This is a genomic window from Micromonospora sp. CA-248260 (assembly GCF_050942205.1).
Classification (GTDB): Bacteria; Actinomycetota; Actinomycetes; order Mycobacteriales; family Micromonosporaceae; genus Micromonospora; species Micromonospora antibiotica.
The window spans coordinates 2708823-2721773 of the sequence record NZ_CP192021.1; the positions used below are offsets into that span (position 1 = coordinate 2708823).

A 12951-nucleotide genomic window follows, 5' to 3' on the forward strand; every position below is an offset into this window, starting at 1 on the left:
GTCGCTGCGGCGGCTGCGTGGCGGCGGTGCCGGCAACCGGTCGACGGCGCAGGAGGCGGGGACGGCAGATGGGTGTCAGCCTGAAGGACATCGCCGAGCGGGCGGGAGTCTCCCTCGCCACCGTCTCCAACGTGGTCAACGGCTACCGGCCGGTGGGGGAGGGCACCCGGCAACGGGTGCAGCGGGCCATCGACGAACTGGGCTACACCCCCAACCTGAGCGCCCGGCACCTGCGCCGTGGCCGTACCGGGTTGATCGCGCTTGCCGTTCCCGAGCTGACCAATCCGTACTTCGCCGAACTGGCGGACGTGGCCATCCGCGAGGCCGCCGGACTCGGGTACACGCTGCTGATGGAGAACACCGCCGCCGAGCGCGGTGCCGAGCTGGCCCTCCTGGAGGGGGCGCAGCGGCACCTCATCGACGGTCTCATCCTCAGTCCGGTGGCGATCGGTCGGGAGGAGGTGCTGGCCCGGCGGGCCCGGATGCCGTTGGTCCTGATCGGGGAGGGGGTCTACGACGTGCCGTACGACCACGTCGCGATCGACAACGTCGCGGCGAGCCGGACGGCGACCGCGCACCTGGTCGCGCTGGGCCGTCGGCGGATCGCGTTCGTCGGCGCACCGCCGGGGGGCGACCGGCAGTCCGCGCACCTGCGCATCCGTGGCTACCGGGAGGCGCTCGACGCGGCCGGGATCCCGTTCGACCCCGGTCTCGTCGTACCCACGGAGCAGTTCGGCCGGGCGGACGGCGAGCACGCGATGCGCCACCTGCTGAGCCTGGACCATCCTCCCGATGCCGTGCTCGCCTACAACGACCTGACCGCCATCGGCGCCCTGCGAACGCTCACCCGGTCCGGGGCGGGAGTGCCCGACGACGTGGCGGTGGCCGGCATCGACGACATCGAGGAGGGACGCTTCAGCAATCCCACCCTGACCACCGTCGCCCCGGACAAACGCGCGATCGGCCGGTCGGCGGTGCGCCGGTTGGTGTCCCGCATCGAGGGGGAGGGGGGTCCGCCGATGCACGTGCAGCCCTCCTTCCACCTCGTCGCCCGGGAGAGCACCGGGCCGGTGCGCTGACCGGTCGTCCCTTCCGGGGTGCGCCACGTCGACCCCGGAGCCCTACCCCGAGGCCGAGTTCGAGCGGACCTACCGGTGGCTGGTGAAGTGGGGCCTGATCACCCCCGAGTCGACGTTCACCTCCCTCGTGGACAACCGGGTCGTCACGGTCCGACCCCCGCGCGGGGGTCAGCCCCCGTCCGACGCCGAGACCGCCGGGCGGGAGCCGCGCCGGCCACCACCGCCTCCGACCGACGCACCCCCGCCGGGACGTGCACCGACAGCCCCGGGTGACCGGGGCGGGGCGACGACCAGGAAGGTGAAATCCTCGCGGGCCCTGGCTCCGACGGGCAGGGGCAGGCGGATGCGCCCGGAGTCCACCATGCCCCGCAGGGCGGGACGACTCAGGCCGAACCCGGCGGTGAGCAGCTTCTCGATCCGGACGGGCGCCGGCAGCTCGAACCTGACGACGACCTCCAGTGGCGCGGCGTCCGCATCCTGGAGGTCGTAGAACGGCAGGTCGGTGTCCAGCTGCCAGGTGCCGGTCCAGTCGAGCTGGTGGCCGGCCCGATGGGCGAGTGTCGCGTCCATGGTCAACTGTCGCACCACGGCCGGATCGTTGTTCTCGAACAGCCGCAGCCGATCGTTGTCCAGCGCCCGCACGTTGACGCGTTCGTGGACGGGAATCTTCGACGTGCGACCGCACCGGTCGCAGCAGATCAACAACCACACGTCGAGCAGCTTGTGGTTGGCGTTGACCCGGACCTTGCCGGTGGGGTGGTGCCGGGTGGACCTGCACGACACGCAGGACCTGACGATGGTGGGTAGTCCGAGCTCGCTGACCACCCACAGCGCTTTGCGGTCGATGCCGGGCCCATGGCCGTGGGCCGGCACGCGGAGATGGCGGGAACTGTTCATGACTTCGGCGATTCCAGGGTCTAGGCAGGAGACGCCCGGGGGTGCGATGGCACGCCGGGGGTGCATCCCGGATCCGGTGGCGGGCAGCCGGCATCTCGGCGGGGAGCATGCCGGCTGGCGCGACGTCGCAGATCACGTCGCGTGAAGGAAGCCCGCACCGGTCACCCGGTGCGGGCTTCGAGTGGCACGACGAATGAGACGGGGAGCTGACTCGAACCCGTCGTCATCGCGCACGTGCGCCACTGGTCACCGACCCATGCGCGTCAGCATGGTCAACCCGCGCGACGAGGGACAACCGGTTTTCCGTGCGACCCCGCCGCCCGGAAGACGAAATCCCCTGTCGGTTGTGGCCGGGAGCTAGTAGAAAGCTGCCGTGGAAGAGACTCTGGAGTTCGCTGACCTGTTGCGCCTGATGGACGAACGATCATGCGCGTTCCGGGCGGCGGTCGCGACGGCACCCAGCCTCGACGTGCGGGTACCGACCTGCCCGGAGTGGACGCTGTTCGACCTGGTGCAGCACCTGGGCGAAGGGCGACGCAGGTGGGCCGCCATCGTGGCCGCCGGCCCCGCCGACGCTCCACCGGCGATGTCCGCCCCGGTGGTTCCCCGGGAGCGCGACGCTCTGCTGGACTGGTTCGCCGCGTCGACGGAGCAACTGCTCGACGCGCTGCGCGATGCCGGCCCGGACCGCGGTTGCTGGACGTGGTGGGGTCCGTCGCAGTCGCCGCAGACGACCGGTGCCGTCGCCCGGCACCAACTCCAGCAGGTCGCCGTGCACACCTACGACGCCCAGGCCGCCGTGGGCACCCCGCAGCCGCTGCCGGACGAGGTGGCCCTCGACGGTGTCGACGAGTTCCTGACCACCTGCGTCGCGACGACCATCGCCTGGCCGCACCAGCCCGCGGTCGTCGACTACCACGCCACCGAGGGCCGGTCATGGCGAACCTGGTTCTCCGCCGACGGCGCCCGGACCGCCCGCCTCCCCACGCCGGTCGCCGTCGAGGACCCGCAGATGGCCTACGTCTCCGCCCGGGGCACGGCCCATGAGCTGGTCATGTTCTGCTACGGCCGGATTACGATGGATTCGCTGCGGGTCGACGGCGACCGGCGTGTCTTCGACCAGTTGATCGCCTGGGAGCCGGAGGAGTAGCACGCGACGACGGACCCACCCGCCGTGCGCCGGCCTCGGCGCACGGCGGTGGACCCTGCCGGCCCTGCCCGGACAGCGGACGGGGCCGCGCCGCGACGACCTCCCCGACGGGGGCCGCCGCCCACGCAGCACCGGCGCCGGGTCAGGCCCGGTCCCCGGCCCAGGCCGCCTCCAGGATCGCGGTCAGGCTCGCGGTGTCGGTCGGGCCCGGGTGGTTCTGGATCAGGCGGGTGACGCCACCTGCCATCTCCGCGAAGCGGGGAAGATCGGCGCGGGCCACCCCGATGTCGGCCAGGGTGGGCGGGATGCCGATGTCGGCAAGGAGCCCGTCGAGCCAGCTGAGGAACGTGTCTGCGGCCTCGGCATCCGAGGCGTCGGCGACGTCGAGCCCGCACACCCCGGCGAGGACGGCCAACCGGTCGCCGACAGCGTTTCTGGCCGCACGCAGCGCGTAGGGCAGCAACAGTCCGACACCCAGACCGTGCGGCGTGTGCGTGGCCGCGCCGATGGGGTACTGGAGCGCGTGCGGGGCCGCGTTGCCCGCGTGGGAGAAGGCGAGCCCGGCGAGCACCGACCCGTAGGACATGTCCGCCCGCGCGTCGGTGTCGCCGCCGTCCCTGACGGCACGACGCAGGCTCCGGGCGATCCGCTCGGCGGCCCGGAGCGCGTAGTGGTCGGTGACCGGGTTGCGACCGAGGAACACCTGCTCCACCGGATCGCGCGGTCCGTGGGCCCGGGGCCGCGCCGTGTAGCTCTCCACCGCGTGGCAGAACGCGTCGATGCCCGAGTGTGCGGTGACGGTCGCCGGGCAGGTGTAGGTGAGTTCGGGGTCGACGATGGCGAAGTCGGGCACGATGTGGACGCTGGAGACCCCCACCTTCAGCGCACGGTCCGGGTCGGTCAGCACCGAGACGGGGGTCAGCTCGGAGCCGGTCCCCGACGTCGTGGGGACCGCGACCAGCGGAATCGTCGGCCCCGGCACCCGCGCCTCGCCGTAGAAGTCGCGCGGCGTCCCACCGTGCCGCCGGATGACCCCGACGATCTTGGCGAGGTCGATCACCGTGCCACCCCCGACGGCGAGGATCACGTCGGCGTCCACCGCGGCGGCGGCCGAGACCGCCAGGTCGACATCGGTGAGTGGTACGTCCGGGGTCGCGTCGGAGAACACCTCGACGACCTCGACCCGCTCCCGTACGGCGGCCACGATCCCGGCCACCCCCGGCTGCCCCAGCAGGATCCGGTCGGTCACGATGAGGACCCGCGAGCCACTCTCGGCCACCACCCGGGGGATGTTCTGCGCGACCCCTTCGCCGACTATCAACTGGCGCGGTCCGCGGACGGTCTCAAGCATGTCGGTGCCTCTCCGGAACATCGGCGGCGATGTGCTGGGCGGACTGCCAGGTCACCTGCGGGACCCCGACGGCGTCGGTGAGGTCGGCCGCCCGGGCGGCCTGAGCGGCCCGGACGCCTCCCGGGCGGGGACCGGGCAGGGCGGACGGGCACCGGACGCGACGATCTCCGGTGGATGCCCGGGGCGGGAGGCCGGTCACGGGAGGTCGATCGCCGCGTAGGTGAGGTCGAGGTACTCCAGGATGCCCTCGTGCGACCCCTCCTTGCCGATCCCGGACTGCTTCACGCCACCGAACGGGGCCGACGGGTCCGAGATCAGGCCACGGTTGATGCCGACCATCCCGGTTTCCAGCCCCTCGGCGAACCGGAGCGCCCGCCGCAGGTCACGGGTGAAGACGTACCCGACGAGGCCGTGCTCGGTGTCGTTGGCCCTCGCCAGCACCTCGTCGTCGGACGTGAACGAGATGATCGGCGCCACCGGGCCGAAGATCTCCTCCCCCAGCATCCGCGCCTCCCCCGGCACGTCGACGAGGACCGTGGGCGGATAGAAGTGCCCCGGCCCGGCCGGACGCTCACCACCCACCAGGACCCGGGCGCCGCGATCGACCGCGTCGGTGACCAGCTCGTCGATCCGGGTGACCGAGGCATCGTCGATCAACGCACCGACGTCCACACCGTCGTCGAGACCGGGGCCCACCGACAGCGCACCCATCCGCTCGACGAAACGCGCCGTGAACTCCTCGCGTACCGGCTCCTCGACGTAGATCCGGTTGGCCGCGACGCACGACTCCCCGATGTTGCGCATCTTGGCCACCATGGCACCGTCCAGCGCGACGTCCAGGTCGGCGTCGGCACACACGATCAGGGCCGCGTTGCCGCCCAGTTCCATCGAGGTACGCAGCACGTTGTCCGCGGCCTGCCGGAGCAGCACCCGCCCGACCTCGGTCGAGCCGGTGAACGACAGCTTGCGGGTCCGGGCGTCGGCCAGCAGCGCGGAGACCACCGCGCCGGAACGCCTGGTGGTGACCACGTTGACGACCCCCGGGGGTACGCCGACCTCCGCCATGATGCGGGCCAGCAACAGCATGGTCAGCGGTGTCTGGGCGGCCGGCTTGGTGATCGTCGTGCAGCCTGCGGCCAACGCAGGGGCGATCTTGCGGGCACCCATGGCCAGCGGAAAGTTCCACGGCGTCACGAAGACGCACGGTCCGACCGGCTTCGGCACGGTGAGGATGCGGTATCCACCAGCAGGGGCGGTGCTGTAACGCCCCTCGACCCGTACCGCCTCCTCGGCGAACCACCGGAAGAACCCGGCGCCGTAGGCCACCTCCGCCCGGGCCTCGGCGAGCGGCTTGCCCATCTCCAGCGTGATCAGCCGGGCCACCTCCTCGGACCGTTCGGTCAGCACCCGGTACGTCGCGGTCAACAACTCCGACCGTTTCCGTGGCGGGGTCGCCGCCCACTGCGCCGCCGCCCCGCTCGCCGCGTCCAGGGCGGCCAGCCCGTCGGCGACGTCGGCGTCCGCCACCTCGGCGATGGTCCTGCCGGTGGCCGGGTCCTCGACGGCGAAGGTGACGCCGCCCGCGGCGTCGCGCCAGGCGTCGCCGATCCGCAGCCGCCGGTGCTCGGGGGCCAGGACGTCCATCGGGTCACTCATTGCGTCGCCTCCTGTGCTCGTCGTGGTGCTGTCCGGGTTGCCCGGCGATCGCGCCGCGCGCAGTCGGACGGGTCACCCGCCCCCGGCGGGGCGCGGTTCGAAGATGGCTTCGTCTGCGGTGCCGCCCGCACCACCGACCGCCCTCGCGGGCGCTGGTCGTCAGGTCGTGCTCACCGGTGACGCGCCGCGGGGTACGTGGCGGTGCCTGGTGCCGGTGCCCCCCGACGTGGCTACCGCCCGGCCTCGGACAGCGACAGCCCGGTTCCCGCGTCGAACAGGTGCGCCCGGTCCAGGTCGACCGCGACGAGCACCTGTTCGCCAGGCGTACCGGTGATGGTGGGTCGGGACTTGACCTTGAGGATCTGCGCACCGACCCGGACGTCGACCACCGTCCGGTCGCCGAGCGGCTCCAGCCCGTAGAGCTCTCCCGGCAACGTGGCGCTTGCGCGCCGCTCGACGGACAGGTCCTCCGCACGCAGACCCAGCAGCAGCGGGCGGCCGTCCTGCGCGGCGGCCCAGCGGGGCCGCGGCAGCGTCCAGCCTGCCGCACCGACCAGGCGGTCCCCCTCGGCGTGGCAGGGGAGCAGGCTGATCGGCGGGCTCCCGACGAATCCCGCGACCCACTGGTTGGCGGGACGCTCGTACACCTCGGTCGGGGTGCCTACCTGTTGCACCTTCCCCTCCTTGAGGACCGCGACCTGATCGGCCATGGACAGCGCCTCGACCTGGTCGTTGGTCACGTAGACGAAGGTCGCCCCGAGGCTGCGGTGGATGCGGGTGAGCTCGGTACGCATCTCGACGCGGAGCTTGAGGTCGAGATTGGTCAGCGGCTCGTCCATGAGGAACGCACGGGGGCTGCGCACCAGCGCCCGGGCCAACGCGACCCGCTGCATCTCACCGCCGGACAACTGCGCGGGACGACGGTTCAGCAGACGCCCGATGTGCAGCAGGTCCGACATCCGCTCGACGGCGGCGGAGATCTCGCCCGACGGACGGCGCCGGGCCCGCAACGGTGATGCGATGTTCTCGTACACCGTGTGTCGCGGGTAGAGGGCGTAGTTCTGGAAGACCATCGCGAGATCACGGGCGGCCGGGGCGTCGGTGGTCGCGTCCCTGCCGTCCAGGTGCACCGTCCCGGCGTCGAGCCGGTCGAGGCCGGCGATCGCCCGCAGGGTCGTCGTCTTGCCCGCCCCGGAGGGCCCGAGCACCACGAAGAACGCGCCGTCCGGCACGTCCAGCGTCACCCCGTCCAGGGCCTGGACCTTACCGAAGGACTTGCACAGCCCCTGTACCGCAACGGTTCCCATCAGGCCACCAGCTCTTCCGTGCGTACGTCGTAGACCGCCGGTGTCCCGCCGGTGTGCCGCAGCCCGACCTGGGCGTCGGCGGCGAACCGGACCGTCGGTGGCATCCGGACCCGGACGTCGCGTCCGCCGCTGTGGTCGACCACGTAGATGATCTCGTCGCCCAGCCACTCCGCCGACACCACGCGGGCCGGAACCGACCGGTCCGCCCCCGGCGCGGTGACCTCCAGCGCCTCCGGCCGGACCCCGGCGACCAGTGGGCGGTCGCGGGGCAGGCCGGGCGGTGGCGTGAGGACCAGTCCGCCCTGACCGCGCAGCTTCCCGTCGGCCACCTCCACCTCGATGAGGTTCATCGGTGGGGAGCCGATGAACGCCGCGCAGAACAGGCTCGCCGGCCGGTCGTACACCTCGAGCGGGGTGCCTATCTGCTCGACACGGCCCTTGTTGAGGATGGCGATGCGGTGACCGAGCGACATCGCCTCGACCTGGTCGTGGGTGACGTAGACCATCGTCGCCCCCAGCTCCCCCTGCAGGTGCTTGATCTCGGTGCGCATGTCCGCCCGCAACTCGGCGTCCAGGTTGGTGAGGGGTTCGTCCATCAGGAAGGCGCGCGGCCGGCGTACCAGGGCGCGGGCGAGCGCGACCCGCTGCTGCTCTCCGCCGGAGAGCTGACGGGGCCGCCGGTCCAGCAGCGGACCGAGCCGCATCAGCCGGGCCGCCTCCTCGACCCGCGCCTGCACCTCGTGCTTGGGCAGTCCCTCGGCCCGCAGCGGGAACGCCAGGTTGTCGCGGGTCTTCAGGTGCGGGTACAGCGCGTAGAACTGGAACACCATGGCGATGTCGCGTTCGGCCGGCGGCAGGTCGTTGACCAGCGTGTCGCCGATGCGGATGTCGCCGCTGGTCTGCCGCTCCAAACCGGCGACGGCCCGCAGCGTGGTGGTCTTGCCGCACCCCGACGGGCCGAGCATCACGAACAGCTCGCCGTCGCCGATGGACAGATCGACGTGCTCGACGGCGACCGTGCCGTCCGGGTAGCGCTTGTGCAGGGCGCTCACCTCGATGCCCGCCATCAGCGTCGCACCGCCCCGAGGGTCACACCGGCGACGAGGTGCCGGCGGACCAGGTAGGCGAAGACGAGCACCGGCAGGGCGAACACCACCGAGGCGGCGGCCACCAGACCCCAGTCCACGGTGGTGCCGCCGATCAGGCCGGCGATGGCCGGTGGTGCCGTCCGTACGTCGTCGCTGGAGGTGAGGAAGATGGCGAACACGAACTCGTTCCACGAGAAGATGAGCGCAAAGACCGCCGTCGCGGCGATGCCGGGCACGAGCAGGGGCAGGGTGAACTTCCCGAACGCCTGCAGGCGGCTGTAGCCGTCGAGCATGGCGGCGTCCTCGTACTCGGCGGGCACCTCGTCGACGAATCCCTTCATCATCCAGATCGTGAACGGGACGTTGAAGGCGGCGTAGATGAGGATCAGACCGAGCTTGCTGTCGATGAGTCCGACCTGGCGGTACATGAGGAAGATCGGCACCACGACCACCACCGGCGGCATGAAGCGGGTGGACAGGATGAAGAACAGCTGGTCCTTCTTGGCCTTCAGGGTGAAGCGGGAGTAGGCCCAGGCCGCCGGCACCCCCAGCACGGTGGCCAGCACCGTGGACACCCCGGCGACCACCACGGAATTGAGGAACGCCACGGACAGTGCCGAGCGTCCACCGTCGGCGCCGACGAAGACGTCCCGGAAGTGGTCGAGGGTGACCGTGAAGCCGAAGAACTCGGCCGGCACGGCGTAGACGTCCCGGTTCTCCTTGATGGACGTCTCGATCATCCAGAGCACCGGGAAGAGCATCACGACGGCCAGCACGGTCAGCAGCACGACCTCCAGCACCGACCGGCCACGGCCCCGACGGCGTACCCGGCGTGCGGGGGGCGGGCGGTCCGGGGTCGGGCCCGCGGACACGGCCTCGTCGACGGAGACGGCCATCAGCCCTCCTTGAGCTTGTTCAGGTAGCGCAGGTAGAGCTGCGTCAGGACGATGACGACGAGGACCATGAGGATGCCGTACGCCGAGGCGGTGCCGGTGTTGAAGCCCAGGAACGCGACCTTGTAGACGTGGAACGACAGCGTCTCGGTGGAGACCCCCGGTCCTCCGCTGGTGAGGATGTAGACGAGGTCGAACAGCCGGAACGCCTCGATGGCCCGGAACAGCACGGCGATGAGCAGCAGTGGCCAGACCAGCGGAAGGGTGATGGTGCGGAACCGGAACCACTCGGACGCCCGGTCGATCGAGGCGGCCTCGTACAGGTACTTCGGGACGGCGGTGAGGCCGGCGAGCGCGATGAGCATGATGAACGGCGTCCACTGCCAGGTGTCGACGACGATCAGGGAGACCAGTGCGGTGCGCTGCCGGGTGAGCCACTCCACCTGCCCCAGACCCAGTGAGCCGAGCATGCTGTTGACCACGCCGAACTGCGCGTCGAGCATGAACCGCCAGAACAGCCCGACCACGACCGGCGACAACATCATCGGCACCAGGAACAGGGTGGTCAGCACTCCGCGCCCGTGCGTACGGCGGGAGATCAGGTAGGCGATGGAGAAGCCGAGCACGGTCTGCAGGGTGACCGCGCCGACCACGTAGATCAGCGTGGTCAGGGCCCGCTGGTGGACCTGCGCCGAGGTCAGGATGGCGGTGTAGTTGCCGAACCCGACGAACCGGGCGGGCCCGCCCCGGGTGGCCGAGTAGTCGGTGAACGACAGGTACAACGCCCACAGCAGCGGGAACACCGACATGCCGAGCAACAGCAGCAGCGCGGGGGAGACGAAGACCACGGCGAGGCCACGGTCGCTGAGCCGGCGGCGGGACCGGCCCGGTGCAGGTGGCGTCGCGGACACCACCTGCCCGGGGCGGTCGGTCGTCAGCGGGACGGGGTCTTTCACAGCCCGCCGCCGCCCTTGCGGTTGCTGGAGTCGAGCACGCCCTGCTGCTCCCGGGCGATGTCGTCGAGCGCGGCCTTCGGGTTCTTCGCACCGTTGAGGGCCGCGTTGACGCCGGTGTTCTCGATGTCGACCAGCCGCGCGTACTCGGGCACGTTCCACATGTCCCGCATCCGCGGCACCGAGTCGGCGTACACCTGGTTGAACGGCCCGGCGTTGAGGAACTCGGGTGACTGCAGGGCATCCGTACGCGCGGGCACGCCACCGGCCGCGGCCCACTTCTTCTGCACGTCGGCCTGCTCGAACCACCGCATGAAGTTCAGCGCCTCGGCCTGCTGCGCCGAGGGGGAGTAGGCCGACACGTGCATCCCCATCCCGCCGAGCGGGACCAGGTTCGTCTTCTGGGTGGGCAGGGTGGCGAACCCCAGCTTGCCGAGGATCTGCTCCCGGCTGGTGCCGAGCGTCGACTGCTTCGGGTCGAGCAGGCCGCCGCTGGCGGCGATCCAGTTGAACGCGATGCACGCCTTGCCCTGGGCGACCGCGGCGTTAACCTCGTCGATGAACCAGTTGCCGGAGCCCTTGGCGGTCAGCGGCTTCATCTTGTTGACCAGGACGTCCATCGCCTCGTGGCCCGCCGTGTCGTTGAGGACGCCGTCGATCTTGCGGTCCTTGGCGTTCCAGAGGTTGCCGCCGTAGACGCCGTTGACCGTGTTGTAGGTGACGGCTGCCGCGTCGGAGCCGTTGGCCTGGTGGAAGGCCAGCCCGCTGACGCCCGGGTTGTCCGCCTGGCACTTCGCGGCGACCGAGATCATCTCGTCCCAGGTCTGCGGGGGCTTGTCGCCGATCAGGTCCTTGCGGTAGATCATCGTCCAGGTGTCGCCGAGCAGCGGCAGCCCGTACAGGCTGGCGTTCTCGTCGCGCTTGCCGGTCTCGGCCTGCGGGAACTGGCCGTACGCCGCGAGCAGGTACGGGTTGTAGGCGTCGACGTCGATGTTCTTCTTGACGAAGTCGGTGAGGTCGAGGATGTTGCCGTTCGTCACGGCCTCGCCGATGTGCTGCGAGTCCAGGATCGCGATGTCGAAGTCGGTCTTGCGCGCGGCGAACTGGGTGAACATCGCGTCGTGCCAGTTCGCGTTCGGCACGGTGTTGACCTTGATGGTGGCGTTCGGCCGTTCCTTCTTGTACTCCGCGTTGGCGAAGTCCTCCAGGGCGTGGGCGGGGGGCCAGTCGAACCAGATGAAGCTGAGGGTCAGCGGGTCCTTGGTGAGTTCCGGGATGGTCGCCGGTGCCTTCGGGGCGCTCGTCTTCGTACCGTCGTCCTGGCCGTCGCCGCAGGCGGCCAGGGTCGTGGCCAGCAGGAGCATGGCCGCCGTCGCCAGCCGCACCTTTCGGCCGGAAACGGATGTTCGTCCAACTCGCTTCGGATGCCGCATGAGGGTTCCTGCTTTCTGGGGTGGTGGGGACTTCTAGAGCCTCGCTAGGTGCCTCGCCGAGCAGGTGCCGGGTCGTTCAGGCGTGGTGCCGGGCCGGCGCGATGGTCGACCCGTGGACGGTGGTCACGGACCGCCGCGACGTGCCGGTCGTCAGCTGTCGAGAAGGGGTACGTCGGCCCATCGGTGGCCCGGTGACGAAGCGGGCAGGACGTCGAGCATGCTCATGGGAGCTCCAGATGATCGAGTGGAGCGATGGCAGGCGTTACGGCGACGGTGCAGGATGACGGGCGTCCGTCACGTTTCCTATACGATCGGGTGGGGGGCGTCAGCATGTCGCAGCGTCGTGACTGATGTCAACAGGTTCCCGCAGGCGCAAGAGAGGACCCCACGTCACGATGGACGACGAAGCGACGGCCGCGCGGGGCCGTAGGGTCGTGCCGGGCGCAACGTCGCCGGGACGAGCTGGCGGCCGCCTTGCCGACGAGGTGTACGACACGCTGCTCGGACAGCTGATGTCGCTCCGGATCGAGCCCGGCTCCCGCGTCACGATCGACGTCCTGGCGCGCGAGTTGGGGGTCTCGCAGACGCCGATCCGGGACGCGCTGAACCGGATGGAGGCCGAGGGGCTGGTCGTGCGGGTGCCCCACGCCGGCTACCGCATCCCGCCCCAGATCACCCGGCACCGCTTCGAGGACATGCTCGAGGTCCGCCTGCTGCTCGAACCGGCGGCGGCGCGCAGATCCGCCGAACGTGCCACCCTGGCGCAGGTCGCCGGCCTGCGGCGGATGCTGGAGGAGATGGCGGAGCTGGAGGGTGGCAGCGGACCCACCGCCTACGGCGCGTTCGGGCTGCGCGACGCCGCCTTCCACGATCTCGTCGCGCAGAGCGCGGAGAACCAGGTCATCCGGGAGTCGCTCGCCCGGCTGCACAGCCACGTTCACCTGTTCCGGCTGCACCACGACACGCAGGTCACCCACCTGGCCATGGCCGAGCACGAGGACGTGGTGGCGGCGATCGCCGCGCGGGACCCCGACGCCGCCGCCTATGCGATGCGTCGGCACATCCTGCGCTCCGGCGAGCGTTTCCGGCGGCTGTTCGACGAGATCGAGGGCGCGGAGGCGATGGCCGTGCAGGCTTGACGGGC

The 12951-nt window shown here is 71.0% G+C and carries 11 protein-coding genes; 3 read left to right on the top strand and 8 right to left on the bottom strand.

The window, feature by feature from the left end; translation table 11 throughout:
- The first annotated feature begins 68 nt into the window (after positions 1 to 68).
- Positions 69 to 1079 (top strand): LacI family DNA-binding transcriptional regulator, encoded by a 1011-nt coding sequence (locus ACQP2H_RS11890; RefSeq protein WP_433232727.1) that lies wholly within the window; start codon positions 69 to 71, stop codon positions 1077 to 1079.
- Positions 1080 to 1247: 168 nt separating this feature from the next.
- On the opposite strand, the gene ACQP2H_RS11895 is transcribed toward ACQP2H_RS11890, so the two are convergent.
- The gene (locus tag ACQP2H_RS11895; protein WP_255597534.1) at positions 1248 to 1976 is read right to left on the bottom strand and encodes a DUF1062 domain-containing protein; all 729 of its coding nucleotides are present in this window, start codon (positions 1974 to 1976) and stop codon (positions 1248 to 1250) included.
- Positions 1977 to 2349: 373 nt separating this feature from the next.
- Here ACQP2H_RS11895 and ACQP2H_RS11900 point away from each other — a divergent pair, with 373 nt between their 5' ends.
- Complete coding sequence (locus ACQP2H_RS11900) at positions 2350 to 3126, top strand: maleylpyruvate isomerase family mycothiol-dependent enzyme (protein WP_219460346.1); 777 nt, start codon at positions 2350 to 2352, stop codon at positions 3124 to 3126.
- Positions 3127 to 3268: 142 nt separating this feature from the next.
- On the opposite strand, the gene ACQP2H_RS11905 is transcribed toward ACQP2H_RS11900, so the two are convergent.
- From ACQP2H_RS11905 to ACQP2H_RS11935, 7 genes are all read right to left on the bottom strand, one after another.
- Positions 3269 to 4477 (bottom strand): iron-containing alcohol dehydrogenase, encoded by a 1209-nt coding sequence (locus ACQP2H_RS11905; RefSeq protein ID WP_219460349.1) that lies wholly within the window; start codon positions 4475 to 4477, stop codon positions 3269 to 3271.
- A gap of 195 nt (positions 4478 to 4672) precedes the next feature.
- Positions 4673 to 6133, bottom strand: coding sequence for an NAD-dependent succinate-semialdehyde dehydrogenase (locus ACQP2H_RS11910; RefSeq protein WP_357537287.1), 1461 nt, complete (start codon positions 6131 to 6133; stop codon positions 4673 to 4675).
- 230 nt (positions 6134 to 6363) lie between these two features.
- Entirely contained in the window at positions 6364 to 7440 is a 1077-nt protein-coding gene (locus ACQP2H_RS11915; protein ID WP_208570269.1) for an ABC transporter ATP-binding protein, read from the bottom strand.
- Complete coding sequence (locus ACQP2H_RS11920; RefSeq protein ID WP_219460358.1) at positions 7440 to 8507, bottom strand: ABC transporter ATP-binding protein; 1068 nt, start codon at positions 8505 to 8507, stop codon at positions 7440 to 7442. Before ACQP2H_RS11920 ends, ACQP2H_RS11915 begins: the two co-directional genes overlap by 1 nt.
- Positions 8507 to 9424: a carbohydrate ABC transporter permease gene (locus ACQP2H_RS11925; RefSeq protein ID WP_219460361.1), complete on the bottom strand. Its 918-nt coding sequence runs from the start codon at positions 9422 to 9424 to the stop codon at positions 8507 to 8509. The genes ACQP2H_RS11920 and ACQP2H_RS11925 overlap by 1 nt, the downstream gene beginning before the upstream one ends.
- Positions 9424 to 10377: a carbohydrate ABC transporter permease gene (locus tag ACQP2H_RS11930; protein WP_219460363.1), complete on the bottom strand. Its 954-nt coding sequence runs from the start codon at positions 10375 to 10377 to the stop codon at positions 9424 to 9426. Before ACQP2H_RS11930 ends, ACQP2H_RS11925 begins: the two co-directional genes overlap by 1 nt.
- The gene (locus ACQP2H_RS11935; RefSeq protein ID WP_308290677.1) at positions 10374 to 11759 is read right to left on the bottom strand and encodes an extracellular solute-binding protein; all 1386 of its coding nucleotides are present in this window, start codon (positions 11757 to 11759) and stop codon (positions 10374 to 10376) included. Before ACQP2H_RS11935 ends, ACQP2H_RS11930 begins: the two co-directional genes overlap by 4 nt.
- A 443-nt stretch (positions 11760 to 12202) precedes the next feature.
- Between ACQP2H_RS11935 and ACQP2H_RS11940 the strand changes: the two genes are divergently transcribed.
- Positions 12203 to 12946, top strand: coding sequence for a GntR family transcriptional regulator (locus tag ACQP2H_RS11940; RefSeq protein ID WP_219460370.1), 744 nt, complete (start codon positions 12203 to 12205; stop codon positions 12944 to 12946).
- Positions 12947 to 12951: the final 5 nt, after the last annotated feature.

Excerpts from the sequence above, each read along its gene's own strand:
- ACQP2H_RS11915 (WP_208570269.1), bottom strand. The coding sequence starts at position 7,440 with ATGGGAACCGTTGCGGTACAGGGGCTGTGCAAGTCCTTCGGTAAGGTC.
- ACQP2H_RS11920 (WP_219460358.1), bottom strand. The coding sequence starts at position 8,507 with ATGGCGGGCATCGAGGTGAGCGCCCTGCACAAGCGCTACCCGGACGGC.
- ACQP2H_RS11940 (WP_219460370.1), top strand. The coding sequence starts at position 12,203 with ATGGACGACGAAGCGACGGCCGCGCGGGGCCGTAGGGTCGTGCCGGGC.
- ACQP2H_RS11890 (WP_433232727.1), top strand. The coding sequence starts at position 69 with ATGGGTGTCAGCCTGAAGGACATCGCCGAGCGGGCGGGAGTCTCCCTC.
- ACQP2H_RS11905 (WP_219460349.1), bottom strand. The coding sequence starts at position 4,477 with ATGCTTGAGACCGTCCGCGGACCGCGCCAGTTGATAGTCGGCGAAGGG.
- ACQP2H_RS11910 (WP_357537287.1), bottom strand. The coding sequence starts at position 6,133 with ATGAGTGACCCGATGGACGTCCTGGCCCCCGAGCACCGGCGGCTGCGG.
- ACQP2H_RS11925 (WP_219460361.1), bottom strand. The coding sequence starts at position 9,424 with ATGGCCGTCTCCGTCGACGAGGCCGTGTCCGCGGGCCCGACCCCGGAC.
- ACQP2H_RS11895 (WP_255597534.1), bottom strand. The coding sequence starts at position 1,976 with ATGAACAGTTCCCGCCATCTCCGCGTGCCGGCCCACGGCCATGGGCCC.